Raw genomic sequence first — 21436 nt, 5'->3', positions numbered from 1 at the left:
ACCTGATTATGGCCATCAAGAAAATGACTGACCTGAACCTCGCCGGCAAGCGGGTTCTGATTCGTGAAGACCTGAACGTCCCGGTCAAAGACGGCAAAGTATCCAGTGATGCCCGCATCCGCGCCTCGCTGCCCACCATCAAGGCCGCCAAGGACGCCGGTGCCAAAGTCATGCTGATGTCCCACCTGGGCCGCCCGGAAGAAGGCGTGTACGACGAAGCCTCCTCCATGAAACCGGTCGCCGAACACCTGGGCACCCTGCTGGGCCAGGAAGTCCGCCTGATCAAGGATTATCTGGACGGCGTTGAAGTGGCCGACGGCGAAGTAGTGCTGTTCGAAAACGTTCGCTTCAACAAAGGCGAAAAGAAAGACAATGAAGAGCTGGCCAGGCAATACGCCGCCCTGTGTGACATCTATGTGATGGACGCCTTCGGCACCGCTCACCGCGCCCAGGCCTCCACCCACGGTGTGGCCCGATTTGCCCCCGAAGCCTGCGCCGGCCCGCTGCTGGCAGCAGAGCTGGAAGCACTCGGCAAAGCCCTGGATAACCCGGCCAAGCCGGTCGTTGCCATCGTTGGTGGCTCGAAAGTCTCCACCAAGCTGGACGTGCTTAACGCCCTGGAAAAAGTGTGTGACCAGATCATCGTTGGTGGCGGCATCGCCAACACCTTCCTGGCCGCAGCCGGCCATCCGGTAGGCAAGTCCCTGTGCGAACACGACCTGATCGACACCGCCAAAGACATCGCCAGCCGGGTGGAAATCCCGCTGCCGGTTGACGTGGTGGTCGCCAGCGAATTCGCTGAAACCGCCACGGCGACCACCAAAAACATCTCCGACGTCAGCGACGACGACATGATCCTCGACGTCGGCCCGGAAACCGCCGGCCAGTTCGCTGAACTGCTGAAAAACGCCAAAACCATCCTGTGGAACGGCCCGGTTGGCGTGTTCGAATTCGACCAGTTCGGCAATGGCACCAAGGCACTCGCCCAGGCCATCGCCGAAAGCGACGCCTTCTCCCTGGCCGGCGGCGGCGACACCGTCGCAGCCGTTGACAAATACGGCGTAGCTGACAAGATTTCCTACATCTCCACCGGCGGCGGCGCGTTCCTCGAATTCGTGGAAGGTAAAACCCTGCCGCCAGCCGAAGCAGACTCCCAAGTCTGAAGCAAAACAGAATTTAACCATTAAAAAGTCAACGAAGGAGACAACCCATGGCCCTGATTTCGCTGCGGCAACTTCTGGACCACGCCGCCGAGCATGGTTACGGTGTGCCAGCCTTTAACGTAAACAATCTCGAACAAATGCGCGCCATCATGGAAGCGGCCGACAAAACCGACTCCCCGGTCATTGTCCAGGCCTCCGCTGGTGCCCGCAAATACGCCGGTGCGCCTTTCCTGCGCCACCTGATCCTGGCCGCCATCGAAGAATGGCCGCACATCCCCGTGGTTATGCACCAGGACCACGGCACCAGCCCGGCCGTGTGCCAGCGCTCCATCCAGCTTGGCTTCAGCTCCGTGATGATGGACGGCTCCCTGGGTGAAGACGGCAAAACCCCGACCAGCTACGAATACAACGTCGACGTGACCCGTCGCACTGTTGAAATGGCCCACGCCTGTGGTGTCTCCGTAGAAGGTGAACTGGGCTGCTTGGGCTCCCTCGAAACCGGCCAGGCCGGTGAAGAAGACGGCATCGGTGCCGAAGGCACCCTGGACCACAGCCAGATGCTGACTGATCCGGAAGAAGCCGCTGACTTCGTGCAGAAAACCCAGGTCGACGCACTGGCTATCGCCATCGGCACCAGCCACGGCGCCTACAAGTTCACCCGTCCGCCTACAGGTGACATCCTGGCCATCGACCAGATCAAAGCCATCCACGCCCGCATCCCGGACACCCACCTGGTCATGCACGGCTCCAGCTCCGTACCTCAGGAGTGGCTGAAAGTGATCAACGAATTCGGTGGCGAGATCCCGGAAACCTACGGTGTACCGGTGGAAGAAATCGTCGAAGGTATCAAGCACGGCGTGCGCAAGGTCAACATCGACACCGACCTGCGCCTGGCCTCTACCGGTGCTGTTCGTCGCTTCATGGCTCAGAACCCGGCGGAATTTGACCCGCGAAAATTCCTCAAGGCCACCATGGTTGCCATGACCGATATCTGTGTCGCCCGCTACGAAGCCTTCGGCTGTGCCGGCCAGGCCAGCAAGATCAAGCCGCTGAACCTCGAACAGATGTTCGAACGTTATGCGGCTGGCGAGCTGGACCCGAAGGTCAAGTAAGCCCCGTCTTGAAGCCCCCGCCCTCCGGGGGCTTTTTTATGATGGGTGAGCTGAAAACCCATCGTCCGTGTTGATCCCCGCACTTATCGCTGCAACAAAGAACAGGATGCCGACGGCAAGGGTTGTCGCTCCGAAGATTGGTATTGCTTAACGGCAGTTTTTTGCGTTTTGGCCTGGATGGCCAATACTTGAAAGCAAGCTCTTGCCGGTATTGGCCAAGGATGCCTTCCAATGAAGCTGTTCCACTGCGGTCGATGTGCCAACCTGCTTTACTTTGAAAACAGTCGCTGTACTCATTGCGGAGCTGACCTGGGCTTTGCCCCGGATGTCATGGATTTGCTGGCGATCGAGCCGGAAGGCGATAACACCTGGGCGACGGTCGCGCGTGGTGATCTCTACCGGTTGTGTGACAACTATCAGAATCAGCGAGCCTGTAACTGGCTGATCCCCAAAACCGATCCGCATACCTTCTGTGTTGCCTGTCGCCTGAATCGCACAATCCCGGATCTCAGCATCGAGAAGAACAATGACCTCTGGCGTCGTCTCGAAAAAGATAAACGGCGGCTTGTGTATTCCGTATTGCGCCTGGGACTCCCGTGCGAACCCCGGAACGAAGATCAGCTTGGGCTGGCATTCGATTTTCTGGCCGATCAGCCGGCTATGTTTGACGAGCGTGAAAAAGTAACGACAGGCCATGCCAATGGCGTCATTACCATCAACATTGCCGAAGCAGACCCGGTGGAACGCGAGCGGATGCGCAACCAGATGGCCGAGCCGTATCGCACTGTTTTAGGGCATTTTCGCCATGAGTCCGGACACTATTACTGGGATCTGCTTGTCCGGAGTAGCCCGTGGCTTGGCAAATTCCGGGACCTTTTTGGTGATGAGACCAGGGACTACAGGCAAGCGCTGGACCAGCATTACCAATACGGCCCGTCCTCTGACTGGCAAAGCCGATACATCAGCGCCTATGCCAGCAGCCATGCCTGGGAGGACTGGGCAGAGACCTGGGCACATTATCTGCATATGGTGGATACATTGGAAACCGCCTGGCAGCTCGGTCTGCGTGTGAATACCTTGCAGCCCGAGGAAACAAGCGGCGAAACAGGCCCTGCCTTCGACCCCTGTCAGACCGGTGATTTCGATGCGCTGATCAGGCATTGGTTGCCTTTGACGCTTGCGCTCAACAGCCTGAACCGAAGCATGGGGCACGACGACGCCTACCCCTTTGTGCTGGCGCCTGCGGTGGTGGAGAAGCTCCGTCTGGTGCACCAGATCGCTCACGGACGTTAATGAAAGGATCCCGAATGAAAAAGAACAAAGCGATTGACTGGAAAAACTACGATCCCAACGACTTCTACGATGAGCTGATCGCTGCCAAAGGGAAGCCCAGACGAGCCGCGACGGCGATTACCGACTACCTGGGCAATCTCGGGTCCGAGGAGATCCAGGCGCGCCAGCAGGCTGCCGAACTGGCGATACTGGAGATGGGGATCAGTTTCACCATCTACAGCGAGGGCGAGAATATCGACCGGGCCTGGCCTTTCGATATCATTCCCCGGGTGATCTCGCTCCGGGAGTGGGAAAACATTGAACAAGGGCTGGCCCAGCGCCTGACGGCCCTCAACATGTTCATTAACGATATCTACAACGACCAGAATATCGTCAAAGACAAGGTCATTCCCAAGTACGTGTTCGCCAACTCCAAAAACTTCCGCGAGCAGTGCCGTGGCTTTACACCGCCACTGGGGGTCTGGGCCCACATCTGCGGATCGGATCTGGTGCGGGACAAGGACGGAAAGGTCTATGTTCTTGAGGACAACCTGCGGGTTCCGTCCGGTGTTTCCTACATGCTGGAGAATCGCCAACTGACCAAGCGGGTGTTCCCGGAACTGTTCGACAACAACAGTATCCTGCCGGTGGATGACTACACTAACCAGCTGTTCGACATGCTGGCGTCGATTTCTCCAAGGCCCCAGGATCATCCAAGAATTGCAGTACTCACCCCGGGGATTTTCAATTCGGCCTATTTCGAGCACTCGTTCCTGGCGCAGCGCATGGGGGCCGAGCTGGTGGAGGGGGCTGATCTGGTCGTTGGTGAAGACGACTGCGTGTACATGCGCACAGTAGAGGGCCTGGAGCGCGTGGACGTGATCTACCGGCGCATTGATGACGACTTTCTGGACCCGGAAGTCTTTCGGGCAGACTCTACCCTGGGCGTGCCGGGCCTGATGCGAGCCTGGCGCAATGGCAAGGTTGGCCTGGCCAATGCGCCCGGTGCCGGTGTGGCCGATGACAAGGTGATCTACGCCTTTGTGCCAGACATGATCCGCTATTACCTCGATGAGGAGCCGATCATCCCCAACGTGCCGACTTATATGTGCGTGAACAAGCAGGACCAGGAGTATGTGCTCGAGCACCTGGACGAGCTGGTGGTCAAACCGGCGAATGAGTCCGGTGGTTACGGCATGCTGGTGGGGCCGCATTCCACCAAGAAGCAGCGCACCGAATTCGCCCGTCTGATCAAGAAGAACCCGCGCAACTACATCGCCCAACCCACGCTAAGTCTCTCTGTGGCTCCAACTTTGTGCGACGAGGGCCTGGCGCCCCGACACCTGGATCTTCGGCCTTTCGTGCTGCAGGGCGTGCGAACCTACGTTACCGCCGGCGGGCTCACGCGGGTGGCGATGCGCAAGGGCTCCCTGGTGGTGAATTCTTCCCAGGGCGGTGGAAGCAAGGATACCTGGATCGTGGACGAGGAGAATTGATGTGCTGTCACGTGTAGCGGAAAGACTGTACTGGATGGCCCGATACCTTGAACGGGCCGAGAACAGCGCCCGGATGATCATGGCTTTCAATTCCCTGGCGCTGGATATGCCGCGGGAAACCCAGCTGTCCTGGAAGAGCCTGGTAGCGGTTACCGGCATGGAAGCCCTGTTCGATCAGCACCATCAGAAGGCAGATGAGCGCAATTGTGTGAAGTTTCTGATGGCAGACAGCTACAACCCGAGTTCCATTGCTTCCTGCATCAAGGCCGCCCGGGAGAATGTGCGTACCACACGGGATCAGGTGCCGACCGACGCCTGGGAAGTCATCAATGAGCTTTATCGATACATCCAGGAGCACATGGATCAGGGGATAGGTAAACGGGCGAGATACGAATTCCTGAACGAAATCGTTGGCCGCTGCCAGATGCTCAACGGCCTGCTGGCTGGGTGTATGAGTCATGACGAGGGCTACGACTTCATCCGGGTCGGGCGCAACCTTGAGCGGGCAGACATGGCCACGCGACAGATTGAGGTGGGTGCCTTACAGTTCCTCGATGGCTGGGATGGCACCGAAACCTACGGCGGGCTCTTGTGGACCAGCGTTCTGCGCTACCAGAGTGCCTTCCAGATGTACCGTCACAACGTGCGACGCAAGGTCAGTGGGCCTCTGGTGATTCGCTTCCTGTTGCAGAACGAACCCTTCCCGCGCTCGGTGCTGCACAGTCTCAGCGAAGTGGCCGGTGCCCTCAGTCGCCTGCCCAGGAACGAAATTCCGCTGCGCACGGCACTGCAGGCGGTTCGCCACACCCGTGAAGGCGACGTGGACGCGTTAATCCGCAAGGAGGACGTGATCCTGTTTCTGGAGAGCCTGCAGTTGGAGATCGGTGAGCTTCACGACGACATTGCAGAGACCTGGTTTCCTGTCTACGAGACAGCCTGAAACTCCCAACACTATTCCCGTGCGAGATAGGTTCCATGTCGATTCACGTTGCCCTGAGTCATACCACCCATTATCGCTACGAGCGCCCGATTACCCTGGGCCCTCAGATTGTTCGTTTGCGACCTTGTCCACATGCGCGCACCCGGATTCTCAGTTACTCGCTGAAGGTTGAGCCCGAAGGTCACTTCCTGAACTGGCAACAGGACCCGCAGGCCAATTATCTGGCCCGGCTGGTGTTTCCGGAAAAGACCGACGAACTGAAGATCACGGTGGACCTGGTTGCCGAGATGGCCGTGATCAACCCGTTCGATTTCTTTCTGGAACCCCGGGCGGAGACCATTCCCTTCGACTATGAGGAATGGCAGACGGCGGAGCTGGCGCCTTACTTGCAGAAACTGCCGGCAACACCGGAATTCCGGAAGTGGATGGCCACCATAGACCGCAAGGAAACGCCCAGCGTGGATTTCCTAGTGGGCGTAAATCAGCGGCTTGCCAACCGGATTGATTATCTGATCCGGATGGAGCCGGGCGTACAGACGCCGGAAGAGACCCTGAAAAAAGGGTCCGGATCCTGTCGGGATTCGACCTGGTTACTGGTCCAGACACTTCGGCACCTCGGCCTGGCAGCGCGGTTTGTCTCCGGTTACCTGATCCAGCTCAAGGCAGACCTGAAAGCGCTGGACGGCCCCTCGGGCGCGGAGGAAGACTTCACTGACCTGCACGCCTGGTGCGAGGTGTTCCTGCCCGGCGCCGGTTGGGTTGGGCTTGATCCCACATCTGGCCTGTTTGCCGGGGAAGGGCACATTCCGCTGGCCTGCAGCCCGGATCCGTCCTCGGCCGCGCCCATCTCTGGCATGGTGGAGGATTGCGAGGTTGAATTCGAGCATCAGATGGGCGTCCAGCGCATCTGGGAAGCGCCGCGAGTGACCAAACCCTACACCGAGGAGCAGTGGCAACGCATTGTGGATCTGGGGCATGAGGTGGACCAGCGCCTGACCGAGCTGGATGTGCGCCTGACCCAGGGCGGTGAACCTACCTTCGTGGCCAATCACGACCGTGATGAGCCGGAGTGGAACACCGAGGCCATGGGACCTACCAAGCGCAAGAAGGCCATTGAGCTCTACCACCGGATGCGGGACCGCTATGGTGCCGGTGGGCTGGTGCATTTCGGCCAGGGCAAATGGTACCCGGGAGAGCCGCTGCCCCGGTGGTCACTGAACTGTTTCTGGCGCAAGGATGGCGAGCCGATCTGGCATGACGAGCGTTGGCTGGCGGACGAACGCACGGAAGGCAAGGCAGGCCCGGAGGAGGCTCACCGGTTTTTGTCGGCCCTGGCGACGGAACTGGGTGTCGATGAAAAGCGCCTGTTCCCGGGGTTCGAGGATGCCTTTTATTATCTTTGGCGGGAACGACGGCTGCCGGTCAACGTCGATCCCTTTGATGCCAAGCTCGAGAATGCCCTTGAGCGGAAGCAGCTTCAGCAGATTTTCAGCCGGGGTCTGGATGAGCCCGTCGGCTACGTGCTGCCACTGCGTGTTTCCGAAAAGGAGAAGGCCTGGGAGACCGGACCCTGGTTCCTGCGCAGTGAGCGTTGCTACCTGATTCCGGGTGGCTCCCCCATGGGCCACCGGCTGCCCCTGGACAGCCAGCCCTGGGTGGAAGAAGCCGATTACCCCTGGATCCACGAACAGGACCCGTTTGCCCCTCGCGGGCCCTTGCCTGTCAGCGAACAGATCCGTCAATGGAACAGCCACAGCCAGGCTGGCCGGCCGTCTTCGGAGCTGAAGCCGCCGGCCAAAGGCAAGTCGGCACCCGAGATTGTCCGCACGGCCCTGTGTGTTGAGCCCAGGGAGGGCATCCTTCGCGTCTTTATGCCGCCGCTGGGGGAGCTGGAGCCTTATCTTGCGCTGGTCTCGGCTATCGAGAAAACCGCCGCAGAGCTCAGGCAGCCGGTCTTGCTGGAAGGCTATGAGCCACCCTCCGACCCACGGTTAAGTCATTTCCGGATTACCCCGGATCCGGGAGTGATCGAAGTGAATGTGCAGCCGGTCAAGACCTGGGATGAGCTGGTCGAGCAGACCGAGACGCTCTATGCAGACGCCTACGAATGCCGGCTTACGTCTGAGAAGTTCATGATGGACGGCCGTCATACCGGTACCGGTGGCGGCAACCATTTTGTGCTGGGTTCGCAAAAGGCCGAGGACTCTCCGTTCCTGCGGCGCCCGGATCTGTTGCGCAGCCTGATCAGCTACTGGCACAACCATCCCAGTCTGTCCTACCTGTTCTCCGGCCTGTTCATTGGCCCCAGTTCCCAGGCCCCCAGGATTGACGAGGCCCGTAACGACCACGTGTTCGAAATGGAGCTGGCCTTCAAGGAGATGGAGCGGTTATGCCCGGTCGGCAAGAAAATCGCGCCCTGGATGGTGGACCGCTTGCTCCGTGACCTGCTCACCGACGTAACCGGCAATACCCACCGGGCCGAGTTCTGTATCGACAAGCTCTATTCCCCGGATGGCCCCGGTGGGCGCCACGGCCTGTTGGAATTGCGGGCCTTCGAGATGCCGCCCCATGCCCGCATGAGCCTGACCCAGCAGCTGCTGTTGCGGGCGCTGGTGGCACGCTTCTGGGAGCAACCCTACAAGCCGTCAGGGCTGGTGCGCTGGGGTACCGAACTGCACGACCGGTTCCTGCTGCCCCACTATGTCTGGCAGGATTTCAAAGATGTGATCGACGATATGAAGGCCCGTGGTTACCCGCTGGAAAGCGAGTGGTTCGCGCCCCATTTCGAGTTCCGGTTCCCCCGGATCGGCGACTACAGGGTCAAGGGCATCACCCTTGAACTGCGATCTGCTCTGGAACCCTGGCACGTCACCGGTGAGCACGGTGCAATTGGTGGCACTGCCCGTTATGTGGATTCCTCCCTGGAGCGTCTGCAGGTGAGGGTGCGCGGTGCTGCCCCGGATCGCTACCAGATCACCTGCAATCAGGTGCCTCTGCCCCTTCAGCCTACCGGCATGGTGGGCGAGTCGGTCGCCGGGGTCCGTTACCGGGCCTGGCAGCCGTCGCAGTGCATGCACCCGACCATCGGGGTGGATGGGCCGCTGGTGTTTGGTATCGTGGACATCTGGAACGAACGCAGCCTGGGCGGGTGTGAGTATCACGTGACCCATCCCGGTGGCCGGAATTTCGAGACGCTGCCGGTGAATTCGTTCGAGGCTGAAGGCCGTCGTATGGCGCGTTTCTTCCGGATGGGGCACAGCTCAGGCCGGCAACCCCTGCGGCCGGTGCCGGAGCACCGGGAGTTCCCTTTCACCCTGGATTTGCGGTATCACAAATAACATGTGGGAACTTACCGTTTGATACTGGCTCAGGGGGCTGGAAAGCGGCTATGCTTCCAGCTCATTGACTAACGGAGCCCGAATTCACGGTGGCGAAGCAGCGCGCAGTAACGGACATCCTCCGCCAGTACCATCCGGTGCCGGATCGGTTTGATGAGCTTGGTTCACTGGGTTCCGGGCCAAAGCCCCATTGGCGGCCGTTGTTGCAACAGTTGAACCTTGAGTCGGTTGCCGGTCTCAATCTCAGGGCTCAGGCGGTTTCCAGCGCGATTGCCGAAGACGGGGTAACCTACAACGTCTACGAGGATCCCCGTGGCGATACCCGGCCCTGGGAAGTCGATCTGCTGCCGCTGGTGCTGGGCGCGGATGAGTGGCAATGGCTTTCGAAAGCGGTCGCCCAGCGAGCTGAACTGCTGGACAGCGTTCTGGGCGATCTGTATGGCGATCAGGCGTTGCTCAAAGAGGGCTTGATGCCGCCGGCCCTGGTTTACGGTCAGGCGGGTTTTCAATGGCCCTGCCAGGGCATACAGCCGGTGAGTGGCCGCTTCCTTCACCTTTATGCGGTGGATCTGGCGCGGGCGCCGGATGGCGGCTGGTGGGTGATGGCGGACAGGACCCAGGCCCCTTCGGGGGCGGGTTACGCCCTGCAAAACCGGTTGGTCATCTCCCGGGCGTTCCCCGCGCCCTTCCACAACCTGCCAGTGACCAACCTGGCGGAATTCTTCCAGGGGTTCCAGAACAGTCTTGCGAGCATGTCTCCGGCGCGAAATGAGACCGCGTTGTGTGTGCTTCTGACACCGGGCCGTTTTAACGAAACCTATTTCGAACACGTATTTCTTGCCCGCTACCTCGGTTTACCTCTGGTGGAAGGTCAGGATCTCACCGTGCGCGATGACACGGTCTACCTGAAAACACTTCAGGGCCTGCGTCGTGTGCATGCCATCTATCGCCGGCTCGATGATGGCTTTTGTGATCCGCTGGAACTCCGTGCCGATTCCGTGTTGGGTATCCCCGGCTTGCTGGGTGCTGTGCGAGCCGGCAAAGTGCTGATGGCAAACGCCCTGGGCTCCGGCGTTCTTGAAAGTGCGGCGCTGTTCGGTTTTCTGCCGGAGATTTCAAAAAAACTGCTGGGTTCACCTCTGGCTATGCCATCCGTGGCCTCCTGGTGGTGTGGTGAAAAACCCGCGTTGGACTATGTCATTGAGCACCTCGATGAACTGGTCATCAAACCGGCATTTGCGAGTATGCGCATGGAGCCGGTGTTCGGTTATCAGATGAAGGGGGCAGAACGGACCGCACTCATCAAGAAGATGAATGCCCACCCCCATGCTTTTGTCGGGCAGGAGTTGGTTCACCTTTCTCAGGCCCCGGTCTGGAAGGGTGATCAGAACCAGCCGCTGGCAACCCGGTCTATTGGCCTGCGCCTGTTCGCGGCGGCCACGCCCTCCGGCTGGCGGGTGATGCCCGGTGGATTGACCCGTGTCGCCATGGATGAGGGCGTGGAGGTCATCTCCATGCAGCGGGGCGGGTTGTCGAAGGATACCTGGGTACAGTCGCGTTACACTGCGCCATCCAAATCGCTGATCAAGAAACGGTTGCAGGTTTCCGACCTGCTGGATGGCGAGCGGGACACGCCGTCCCGTGTGGGCGAAAATCTGTTCTGGATGGGCCGGCATTCTGAGCGGGCGGAAGGCACGGCTCGCTTGCTGAGGGCAGCGTTCAACCGGTTGTCGGGGCACGATCAGGCCAGCGAGGAGGCTCTGCTAGGGCTCCAGCAGGCGGCCGAGCAATTCGGTACGCTTCCTGAGCCGGAAAAAGATGTCGTACCCGAGCCCCTCCCCGAGGCCTTGCTGAGAGCAGTAAGTGACCAGGAATCCCCGGGGTCGATTGCGTCGATCATCCAGGCCTTGCTGTTCAATGCCAGTCAGGTCCGGGACCGGTTGTCCACAGACAACTGGCACACACTCAACCGGGTGGGGAAACCTCTCAGTCCGGCGCCGGCGACGCCAGAACAATCGATCCGGGCGTTGAATCTGGTGTTGCTGGATTGCATATCGCTGGCTGGATTTGCCATGGATGACATCACGCGGGACGCCAGTTGGGTTTTCCTGGTGATCGGGCGGCGCCTGGAGCGGTTGGCCAATCTGTGCACCCTGATTTGTGTGCCGCTGTTCAGTGACCGCTTCAGTCGTAACGCCATGCTGGAGTGGCTGCTGGAAGTAGCAAACTCGGAAGTGACCTACCGGACCCGATATCGCCGGACGCCAGAGCTTCTGGGGGTGCTTCACACCATTGTGATCGACGCGAGCAACCCCCATTCTGTGATGTTCCAGTTGCGCCAGTTGCAGAAGGATTTACCCGAAATGGGTCAGAAAACCGGACAGCTGTTTTCCCCTGATCTGAATGACTCCCTGCGTCGTTTACAAGGGTTGGATCTGCACCCGTTTGAGCGCAAGCACCCGGATCAGGCCTGCGAAGCTCTGGCAGAGCTCTTGTGTGATATCCGGTCAGAAGCCTATCGTGTATCGGATGAAATCCAACGGCAGTGTTTTATTCACACCCGGTATTCCGACCGGCCGGTGAAAGCGGATTAAGGCGCCTGTCATGACATTTGTCCGTTACCATGTGCGTCATGAGACCCTCTACCACTACGACCAGGTGGTGGGTGAGTCTCATCACCTGCTCAGGCTGACGCCACGAGCGCTGCCCTGGCAGCGGAATCTTGAGCATCACCTGGCGATCTCACCGGACCCATCGGCACGTCGTTCCTTCCTGGACTGCTTTGGCAACCGGATTACCAAGATTCATTTCACTGGTGATCACGACTATCTGGAGATCATCAGCGAGTTCTGGGTGGAACTGCGCGATCGACCGAAACCGTCGGCAACTGCGGCAAAAGTACCCTGGGAAAGCGTGCGTGACAGCCTGCGGTATCGGGCGGACAGGACGTTTTCGCCGGAACATCTCGAAGCCACGGCGTTCCGGTTTGTGTCCACCAACGTACCCATCGATTCCCAGTACGCCGCTTATGCACGCGAGGCATTTTTCCCCGGACGCCCCCTGGTGGAAGCAGCGGATGCCCTGATGCGGATGATCCATCGCGACTTCCGCTTCGATGCGACGGCGACCGAAACCTTCACCCCTGTGGAGCAGGCGTTCAAGGCCCGTCGTGGGGTCTGCCAGGATTTCTCCCATATTATGATCGCCTGCCTGCGTTCGGTGGGACTGGCGGCCCGTTACATGAGTGGTTATATCCTGACTCACCCGCCCGAAGGAAAGGAGCGGCTGGTCGGTGCCGATGCCACCCATGCCTGGGTAGCGGTGTTCGTGCCGGATTTCGGTTGGCTGGAGTTGGACCCCACCAACGCGCTGAGGCCCGACCTGGAGCACATTACCCTCGGCTGGGGGCGAGACTTCTCCGATATAACGCCGATGCGGGGCGTGTTGCTGGGCGGTGGTGACCATGAACCGGAGATTGCTGTGACCGTTGTTCCGGAGGAGGAGTTTGCCTCGCTATACGGAGATGGAGAAACCTACCTGGAAGAACTCTCTCCCTGAGTTGAGGTCGTCATTCATTGCCAGGGCTGGAACAAAAGCGTTTTTCTAGCCCTTTCTCGCCAGCCGCTCCAACGTCAACAACGTATCGGTGTAACGAGCAAATCGTGCCAGATACTCCGGTGACAACGTCTGCATTTCAGCAATAGCCCGGCTTACCAACCGATGCGCGTTCATAGGCCCCGCTTCTTTCGGAGTGCTTTCAATGGCGTGTCGAATTCGCTCGGCAATAACGTGATGGCCCTGGTTCGCCTGGGCTCTGATCATGGCTTTCAGGGGGCGCGGGTTATTGGGTGCTGAAGCTGGATGTGCCTTTGGCGGGTCTTGTGGCGACGGTCCGAATACCCGTTGTTCCAGAACCGATTGCGGCGCTTCAACCGATGCCTCCGGGGTTTCATTCAGCTGGTCCAGCAACCCGGAAAGAGGCGAATTGCCGCCGACATCGGGTGTGGGCTCATCGCGCTGCCCGGCACTGTCCAGCCTTGCCTGATAGTCCGATATCGCCTGTTCCAGCTTCCGCCAGTGCGTCGTTCCCTTATGCAGCCCCTTTGAGCGCAGTCTTCGCTCGAAAGACTCCAGATAGCGGAACCGAACCGGGTCATTCTGATCGGCGCCGTTTTGCCTCAGGCTTTCCAGCAAGGATGGGCCGGGGGCTTCGCTCATGGTCAATCACCTTCCCCGGTTTCAGTATTCTCAGCCGACGAAGGCGCCCTTGGCACGGTACTGATTTCCACCCGCCGGTTCTGGGCCCGGGATTCGGCATCGACGTTGGGTACTGCCGGGTGGTGAGGACCAAAGGCGGCAGCGAATACCCGGTCATTGGGCAAACCCAGCTCTGTGAGGGTTCGGGTAACCGTCAGGGCCCGCTGAGCCGACAGGCCCCAGTTGTCCTGATAACGATTGCCCGGATGCATCGGCAAGTCGTCGGTGAATCCGCTCACCATCAGCAGTTCATCGTGCTGTTCCAGGTAGGCCTGTAACGGGCGAATCAGTGAATGCAGTACTTCTTCACCTTCGGCCTGCAACTGATCTGAATTCAGCTCGAACAATACGTTCCCGCTGATGCCGATACGGCCATCGCGGAACGTCACCAGACCTTTGGTGAGAGGGTCTTCGAGAGCTTGCTCCAGGGCCATCCGGCGCTGCTCTTCGGCTTCCCGCTTCTCGATCTCCTCGGCCAGGGACTGGCTGAGCTCCAGCTGAATGCCGATCACCCACACAAGAATCAGCGCCAGAATACCCACCAAAGCAGCCATCAGGTCCGAGAAAATGGCCCAGACCGGTGCCGATTGCTGTTCGCCGCCTTCCAGCTGTTCCATCACCCGGCCTCGCTGGATTCTGCCCGGCGCAGTGCCGCAGCGGCATCAATCACATCTTTCTGGGCACTGACGCTGAGATCAATCACTTCGCGGGCCTGGGCGACGTAGTAGGCCAGCTGCTCATCGTGTCGAGTGCCGGCCTTGTCCAGCGCTGCCTGGATGTCCGCCAGGCCGGCGATGACCTGCTGGTTGGACTGGCTGAACAGCTCAATGGCCTGCATGAACGCATCGCTCAGGGCGCCGACTTCCTGGCTGCTGCCGGTAATGTCGTTGCCCAGTTTGCCCAGTTGCTGGCTCTGTTCCTGGATCAGGGTGTTGAAGCGCTCGCTGATGCCGGTCAGGGTTTCGCCGGCGCCGCGGATCAGCGTATCCACCGCCTCCCGCTGACTGTCAGCGGTGCTGCGCTGGTTCTCCAGCAGGGTGTCCAGCTCCTGAACCAGTCGCTGGCGTTCCTCCAGCAGCTCGTTTTCCCGCTCGCTGTTGCGGGCGATTTCCGACTGCAGCTGTCGGATCACCTCGGCGGCGGCCTTCGGTGTTTCCGAAGCCGTCTCAATCAGGCGGGTCATGGGCGCTTCCAGTGCAGTGCCCAGCTCACTCAGGTGGCGTGCTGCTGTGGCTTCCAGTTGTTCCATTCGCTCGTTTGCAGCCCGGGCTCGTTCGCTTTCCTGTTCCCGGAGTTGATCGAGCTGAGCGCCAACGGTGCTGAGCAGTTCCGCCAGCCCGGCCTGTTGCTGCTCAATCAACCCGGTGCTGCTGGTCTGGAAATGGCTTTGGTATTGAGTCAGCGCCTCATTGAACGCTGCCAGCATGTCGTCACTTTGAGCCTGCTGTCGGGCCAGACCGGCCTGCCAGTGTTGCGACACCTCAGCTCCGGCATTGTTCAGGCGTTCACAGCTCTGTACCAGTTGTTGCTGTTGTTCCTTGAGCCAGGTTTGGTGCTGGTCGTTGATGGCGCCAAGCCAGGTGTGGAGTTGTTCCTGCAACTGGCTTTGACTTTGTTCGTTCTGCTCTGAGAGGGTCGCCACCGTCTCCTGGTTCTGGGCCTGTTGTGCAATCAGATTCTGCTGCCAGCGTTCGCCCGCCTCCGTGGTAACTGCCTGAAACCCGGAGATCAATTCCGTGAGTTGTTCACGGGCATTATCTGCCCAGCTTTGTTGCAGGCCGTGAGCATCCTTCTGAAGTTGCTCCAGGGCCTGGACAACTATGGGCTCAATCCGCTCTGACGCCTGCTTTGCAGTGTTGTCCAATGCCGTTGTCAGGGAGTTGGCTACGGAGTCGGCCAGGGTCTGATAGTGGCGGCCGACCGTGCTGTGGAATTCCTGCTGGTTGTGAGTCAGGGACTGTTCCAGTTGCTGGCCAAGTTGCTCCATGCGCGCCGTCATGCGTTCCATGGCCGAGGCCATTTCGGGCAGGGCTTTGGCCTGGCTTTCCAGTGCCTGAAACGCCTGGTGGCGTTGATGATCTGTAGATAGATGATGCAGCTTGTCTCGCAGCGCACTATCCAGGGCGCGGGACGCCTGCAACCGGTCCCGGCGGCTCAGGGTAGAGGCCAGCCCCAGCATGGCGGAGGCGGCCACGCCGGCAATGGAGGTGCCGAAGGCGAGACTCAAGCCGGCAATCGGAGCGGCCAGTGCGCTGCGAATAGCGCTCAGTTCGGTGCTGTTATCCAGGGCCGAGGCGGCGCCGCCAAGGGTCACAATCATGCCCGCAAAGGTGCCCAGCAGGCCCAGCATCACCAGCAGGCCGGTCAGGTAGGGTGTCAGTTGCGGGCCGGGTAATGCGGCGGCATGGCCCTCGATTCGCCGTTGCACCGGGAACTGCATCGGAGCGGGCAGTGTGCCAAGCCAGTGGTTAACCTGCTCCTGGCTTTCAGGTAACTGATGAACCTGTGCGTTCAGTTCGCGGGTCTGTCGGCGGAAATTCACCAGTTCGCCAAAGCCGAGACAGTAAACGGCGCCAATCAGCCCGGTAAACGCCAGCGCCAGCAGGTCGGAACCGACAAATCCGGCACCAATCCAGGCTACCACGGCCAGGCCGATGGCAAACGCCAGGGTAAAGAACAGTTTACTCATGGGGTGTTGTTAACCTCTTTGTGGCAAGCCTCCAGCAAACCCAGAACCGGTTCCAGCCGAACATCCAGTTCAGCGAGTAACAAAGACTGCGCTTCCTCGCAGTAACGGTGGAACCAGTCGGCTGTTGTGGCCGGGGTAGGGCTTTGCTCCGGGGTGGTCGATCGGTGCTCGAATCGTGGTTCAAGTACCTTGGGAATATGGGAAAAACACTGTGCGGTATACCCGGCCATCGTTTGATCAAACACGGCGTCCAATTCGGCCAGGTGGGCCAGCTTCGGGCCCTGATCTTTCATCGATTTTCGAACCTTGTCCCGCAACTGACGGCTGTTGGCCGCCACTTTGCGTTGGAGTGCGAGCCAGGCATTGAGAGCGGCTTCAAGCTCGGGTTCACCATCAAACTCCAGATCTGAGCCAAACCCGCGAATACGCTGAACCAGTGCCCTGCGTATCGTCGTCAGCTCCTCGGTTAACCGGTCTACCACGGCGCCCTGAGGCGTGCCTGGCTGTTTCGCCCGATAACCAATGGCCGCATCCAGGGTCATGGTGTCGCCCAGGCCGAACAGCCGGCTCAGTCGCTCTGCAAAGCAGGGCAACTGGCTGCCATCCAGCGTTGTCGCTGAATCATCCAGTTGGCGCAATAGCCTGGCTCTGGGACCAGTATTTGCCAGAGGTTGCGAGGGCATTGGCTGGGGTTTCACTCCGGTTTCCGCACAGGTAGCGTTCAAAGCTCGCTATTCTACTGGCTAAGCGGAGTGAATGATAATGACTGTAGCGTGAGAAATGAGCGCCTATCTGGCCTCAGGCACCGGCTCAGGCCGGCGCCAGGCAACCAGGAAAATCATCAGCCCGGCTACGGCGGTTGCAGCTCCTACGTAGCCAGTGGACTGCCAGCCGAAGCCGGCGGTAATGGCCATCCCGCCCAGCCATGGGCCCAGGGCATTGGCAAGATTGAACGCGGCGTGATGGGAGGCAGCCGCCAGAGTCTGGGCGCCGGTTGCCACATCCATCAGGTGGGTTTGCAGCGCCGGGCCCAGGGCCACCATCAAGGCGGTCAGGAAACAGACCACGAGCAAGACGGGCAATGAGCCTGTGGCAGAAGGAAAGACGCTCAGAATCATGGCGCTGAATACCAGGATCACGCCAACGGCCCGGAATTGCAGCCGGTCAAACAACCAGCCACCAAGCAGGTTGCCCACAAAACCGCCCAACCCGAATACCACCAGGGCCACGGGAATCCAGGCAGCATCCACTCGAGTGACTTCCAGCAGTGTCGGGGCAAGGTAACTGAACACAGCGAACATGCCTGCGAAACCGATAGCGCCAATGGCCAGTGCAAACCAGATTTGTGGTTTGTTAAAGGCGCGGATTTCGCTTAACGGGCTGTGCCTTTGTTCCTGAGGATTTTTGGGCAGGAACAGGGTTACCAGCACCGCGGTGAGTAAAGACACCAGGCCAACAAAACCAAAGGCATAGCGCCAGTCCATGGATTGCCCCATCACCGTGGCCAGGGGATTGCCGATCAGCAGTGCAAGAGTCAGCCCCATCATGATCTGGCTCACCGCCTTGGCCCGCTTGTGTACCGGCACCAGTGAGGCTGCCACGAGGGCCGCAACACCAAAGTAGGCGCCATGGGGCAGTCCGGCGATAAACCGGAAAACCAGCAGGGATTCGTAATTGCTGGCCAGGGCACTGGCCAGGTTGCCCAGCGCGTAGAAGGACATCAGTAGTATGAGCAACTGCCGCCGGAACAGTTGCGCGCCGAGAATGGCCAGAATGGGCGCACCGACCACCACGCCCAGCGCATAGGTGGAGATAAGATGGCCTACTTGTGGTTCAGAAACGCCGAGATCCTGAGCAACATTGGGCATCAATCCCATAATGGCGAATTCACCGGTACCGATACCAAAGCCGCCCATCGCCAGCGCAAAGACAATCAGCCAGGTCGGAAGGCCCGAATCGGGATTGTGGGTGGCGGCGCTCAATCTGATCTCCTTGATTCCATCAGGGAAGAGAAAGTCCGCCATTGTCAGGATTGGGTGCTCTAACGGCTATAAGCGATTATGAGGATGGACGTTAGCTTGCTAATTCAAGCCGTAGCGGCGTTCGCGCTCAAACCGGAAAAAGCCCTCTTCCTCTTCCCGTTCGATGGTCGGGGCAGAAAACCCGAAATGTTCCTGGCGAAGATCCGTTAACGCAGCCTCCAGTTGATCGCCGTTCAGGCGGTTCTCCAGGGCGCGTCTTTCGGCCATATAAGCTTTGCCTTTCTGCCATTTTTCCTCCCGGCGCTGGTCTTCCTCGGCCAACTGGCGAACGGCCTCTTCGGAGTAGCCTATCTGACGGCGCAGAGCGTTGATGGCTTGCTGGCGTTTGTCTGCAGGCAGGCTGGCGAGTTGCTGTTGAACGCTGTCCATGGAGAACAGGGCGTGGCCGGTCGCACCGGAACCCGCCAGTTGCCGGGCCAGATCGGCACCATAGAGTTCGTCTGCGGTGGTCTGTAGCTGGTGAGCCAGTTCGGTCAGTGGCATCTGGTTGGCCTGGTCCAGCCGCGCCAGAGTCTGCTGGAACTGGTCCGATTTGGCTTCCACCGGGTTCTGCTCCTCGGCCCAGATCTGGCTTGCCAGGGGGCCGAAAATCGCTTCGCGTTGCTGCCAGAGCTCGGCGTAGCGTTCCATGTCCGGCAACCCCTGTAAACGAAGCTCGTGATTGTCGAGCCACCGGTTGTACAGGTCCAGCTTGGCCAATAACGCGAAAATGCTGTCGGCCAGTTCTGGAAAGGCCGTGGTGATGGCGGACTGGAAAAGCTCGTCACCGGAATCCGGATAACGCGCCAACAGGTTTCGGCGTTCGTTATACAGACGTGCCTGGGTGGCCGGCTCGGTGATGGTGTCGCCGTACAGTTCCAGGTACTTAACGGCCAGTTCAACAACGCGTTGGTCGCCGCTTTGGGTTGGCTCGGCGGCGGACGTCGCTGCCGCACGCGACCGGGTGGAGCCATTGGGCGCTTGCATAGCCGCCGGCTCTGATGACTCGGGCCAGTAATGAAAACCGCCCGCAATCACTAAGGCCAGGGCACCGAGCGCCAATACGGAATTGAGTGGTTTCATTGCAGCGGTCCTGCTATTGGTTTTGCCGAATGCGGTCCCGGCCGCCGTTCGGCCGGGACACCTGGGCTCAGAGGAGTGGTTGCAGTTTCGGCCAGATCAGATCAGCGATCTTTTTCGAACCGCTATCCGCCGGGTGGATACCATCAAAGATGATGTCGCGGTCGTTGATAACCCAGCGCGGATCCACAAATGTGCAGTCCAGTACCGAGTTTTCACAGGCCCGGGCCAGTGTGGCATTGCCGTAGTCCACCGCCTCTTTCATGTCATCCAGCCGGAACAGGCCGTTCTTGGTGTAGTAGTAGCCGGTAAGAATGCCCTTCTGAACGCCGGCTTCCGCCATCTCGTTCAGGAAATCCACGCCTTCCACATAGATATCATCGATGAAATCCCGGCATTGCTGGCTCAGGCGCCCGAAGCGCCACCAGGGTGTCTTGCAGTTGTTGGAGTTGAAGGCAATCGCCGGAATCAGAATATCGTTCCCGCCGGCATCACCGACAATGGTTTTGATATCCGGGTTGTCTGTGACGGCTTCCCGGAACTGATTGGGAATAGACGGGGCAATCAGCTCACCGGACAGCTCTGCACCGGAGACCGTGTAGCGCCGGAAGGTTTCGCCGGCTTTTGCTTCCAGCTGATTCTGGATTTCACCGGAGAGGGCAAAGATGGAATCACCAACGAAAACGACCTGGTCGTTATCGGCGTCGGTCACCTTGTCGTTACTGAGCAGATAGCCGAGTTCACTGCAGCCGGTAAACAGCAGTGCTGCGCCAAGTGCCACGGCTGGTTTGAGGGTATTGCCCAGGAGATCGGGCAGGAACGAACGGTGTTCATTAATTGTCATTGTTTGAACTCCTTGTGTAAGGGATAGACGGTCCGTCTATGGGTACTGCCCTTTCAATATCGTCCATGGGCGCTGGTTTGCAGAATGGGAGAAGAGGCTTCGGAGTTGTCAGATCCGGCCATCAGTCGGTCATTGTGAACCACCTCTCAGTGCTTGACCTGTCTCAAGTGGCGGTCAGCACTGGCTTGTATTTTTTCCATCAGCGTCAAATATAGGTAATCAGAGAAACCTATTTGCTCAGATGCGAGGAGCGCCATGGATTTCAAAGACTATTACGCCGTCCTCGGTGTGAGTGAGTCTGCCACGCCCGAGGAAATCAAGAAGGCTTACCGAAAGCTGGCGCGGAAATATCACCCGGATGTCAGCAAAGAGGCCGATGCGAGCGACCGTTTTAAAGAAGTGGGCGAAGCGTATGAAGTACTGAAGGACCCGGAGAAACGGGCCGAGTACGACCAGTTGCGCAAGTACGGTACCCGAGACGATGGTTCATTCCAGCCGCCACCGGGCTGGCAGAGTGCCTCCGGCTTTGGCGGCGGAGGATACACAGAGGCCGACGCTCGTCAGTTCAGTGATTTTTTTGAGGAAATCTTCGGCGGAGGCCGGCGTGGAGGCTTCGGTGGTGGCGGTTTTCGCCAGAGCATGAGAATGCGGGGTGAGGATGTGCATGCCCGGCTGGCCCTGTTTCTTGAAGAGGCCTTTAACGGTTGCGAGAAACAGGTGTCGTTTACGGTTCATGAACCGGATGACCAGGGCCGCCTGATACCACGTCAGAAGACCCTGAAAGTAAAGATCCCCGCGGGCATGCGGGAAGGGCAGCACATCAGGCTCAAAGGCCAGGGCGCGCCCGGCGTTGGTGGCGGTGAGTCTGGCGATCTGTTTATCGAAGTGGAACTGGCGCCCCACCCGCACTTCAGCATTGAGGGCCGGGATGTGCTGGTTACTGTGCCAATCTCCCCGTGGGAGGCCGCCCTGGGTGCGACGGTCACAGTACCAACGGTGAGCGGAAAGGTGAATGTGAAGGTTCCGAAGGGGGCCACCAGCGGGCGGAAACTCCGGCTCAAGGGCAAAGGCTTCCCGGGTAAACATCCGGGCGACCAGATTGTGGTACTGCAAGTGGCCATGCCGGAACAGCACACGGCGGAAGCTGAAGCACTCTACGAGAAGCTGGCTGAGCTGGAGAAAGGCTTTAATCCGCGCAGCAAGCTGCACGTGTGAGGGAGGCGA

Annotated in this window: 16 protein-coding genes; 9 read left to right on the top strand and 7 right to left on the bottom strand. The window is 59.5% G+C overall.

From position 1 onward, the window contains the following. Positions 1–8 precede the first annotated feature (8 nt). The 8 genes from MARHY_RS14190 (at position 9) to MARHY_RS14155 (ending at position 12879) form a co-directional block, all read left to right on the top strand. A complete protein-coding gene (locus MARHY_RS14190) occupies positions 9–1163 on the top strand; it encodes a phosphoglycerate kinase (RefSeq protein ID WP_014422414.1) in 1155 nt (384 codons plus the stop codon). Positions 1164–1210: 47 nt separating this feature from the next. Then, on the top strand, positions 1211–2275 hold the full coding sequence (gene fba / locus MARHY_RS14185) for a class II fructose-bisphosphate aldolase (RefSeq protein WP_011786479.1): 1065 nt from the start codon (positions 1211–1213) through the stop codon (positions 2273–2275). Between the two features lie 231 nt (positions 2276–2506). Further along, on the top strand, positions 2507–3568 hold the full coding sequence (locus tag MARHY_RS14180; RefSeq protein WP_014422413.1) for a zinc-binding metallopeptidase family protein: 1062 nt from the start codon (positions 2507–2509) through the stop codon (positions 3566–3568). A gap of 14 nt (positions 3569–3582) precedes the next feature. Beyond that, the gene (locus MARHY_RS14175) at positions 3583–5043 is read left to right on the top strand and encodes a circularly permuted type 2 ATP-grasp protein (protein WP_011786477.1); all 1461 of its coding nucleotides are present in this window, start codon (positions 3583–3585) and stop codon (positions 5041–5043) included. 1 nt (position 5044) lies between these two features. Next, positions 5045–5983 carry an alpha-E domain-containing protein gene (locus tag MARHY_RS14170; protein ID WP_041654995.1) on the top strand — a complete coding sequence of 313 codons (939 nt, stop codon included), beginning with the start codon at positions 5045–5047 and terminating at the stop codon, positions 5981–5983. Positions 5984–6018: 35 nt separating this feature from the next. Further along, positions 6019–9321, top strand: coding sequence for a transglutaminase family protein (locus MARHY_RS14165; protein ID WP_014422411.1), 3303 nt, complete (start codon positions 6019–6021; stop codon positions 9319–9321). Between the two features lie 89 nt (positions 9322–9410). After that, a complete protein-coding gene (locus tag MARHY_RS14160; protein WP_014422410.1) occupies positions 9411–11915 on the top strand; it encodes a circularly permuted type 2 ATP-grasp protein in 2505 nt (834 codons plus the stop codon). Between the two features lie 10 nt (positions 11916–11925). Continuing rightward, complete coding sequence (locus tag MARHY_RS14155; RefSeq protein ID WP_014422409.1) at positions 11926–12879, top strand: transglutaminase family protein; 954 nt, start codon at positions 11926–11928, stop codon at positions 12877–12879. Positions 12880–12924: 45 nt separating this feature from the next. On the opposite strand, the gene MARHY_RS14150 is transcribed toward MARHY_RS14155, so the two are convergent. The 7 genes from MARHY_RS14150 to MARHY_RS14120 all read right to left on the bottom strand — a co-directional run bounded on the left by MARHY_RS14150 (position 12925) and on the right by MARHY_RS14120 (position 20212). Continuing rightward, a complete protein-coding gene (locus MARHY_RS14150; RefSeq protein WP_041654991.1) occupies positions 12925–13539 on the bottom strand; it encodes a DUF2894 domain-containing protein in 615 nt (204 codons plus the stop codon). A 2-nt stretch (positions 13540–13541) separates the two neighbouring features. After that, a complete protein-coding gene (locus MARHY_RS14145) occupies positions 13542–14195 on the bottom strand; it encodes an OmpA family protein (protein ID WP_041654988.1) in 654 nt (217 codons plus the stop codon). Beyond that, positions 14195–16267: a DUF802 domain-containing protein gene (locus tag MARHY_RS14140; protein ID WP_014422406.1), complete on the bottom strand. Its 2073-nt coding sequence runs from the start codon at positions 16265–16267 to the stop codon at positions 14195–14197. The genes MARHY_RS14145 and MARHY_RS14140 overlap by 1 nt, the downstream gene beginning before the upstream one ends. Then, complete coding sequence (locus MARHY_RS14135) at positions 16264–16965, bottom strand: DUF3348 family protein (protein ID WP_226374341.1); 702 nt, start codon at positions 16963–16965, stop codon at positions 16264–16266. Before MARHY_RS14135 ends, MARHY_RS14140 begins: the two co-directional genes overlap by 4 nt. A gap of 90 nt (positions 16966–17055) precedes the next feature. After that, entirely contained in the window at positions 17056–18291 is a 1236-nt protein-coding gene (locus MARHY_RS14130) for an MFS transporter (RefSeq protein ID WP_014422404.1), read from the bottom strand. 57 nt (positions 18292–18348) lie between these two features. After that, complete coding sequence (locus MARHY_RS14125; protein ID WP_014422403.1) at positions 18349–19371, bottom strand: hypothetical protein; 1023 nt, start codon at positions 19369–19371, stop codon at positions 18349–18351. A gap of 67 nt (positions 19372–19438) precedes the next feature. Further along, a complete protein-coding gene (locus MARHY_RS14120) occupies positions 19439–20212 on the bottom strand; it encodes an SGNH/GDSL hydrolase family protein (RefSeq protein ID WP_050999021.1) in 774 nt (257 codons plus the stop codon). Between the two features lie 255 nt (positions 20213–20467). Here MARHY_RS14120 and MARHY_RS14115 point away from each other — a divergent pair, with 255 nt between their 5' ends. Beyond that, positions 20468–21427 carry a DnaJ C-terminal domain-containing protein gene (locus tag MARHY_RS14115; protein ID WP_014422401.1) on the top strand — a complete coding sequence of 320 codons (960 nt, stop codon included), beginning with the start codon at positions 20468–20470 and terminating at the stop codon, positions 21425–21427. Positions 21428–21436: the final 9 nt, after the last annotated feature.

The sequence above is a fragment of the Marinobacter nauticus ATCC 49840 genome, assembly GCF_000284615.1.
Classification (GTDB): domain Bacteria; phylum Pseudomonadota; class Gammaproteobacteria; order Pseudomonadales; family Oleiphilaceae; genus Marinobacter; species Marinobacter nauticus.
Note: the sequence above shows the minus strand (reverse complement) of the source record. Positions and strands in the feature narration are given on the sequence as shown.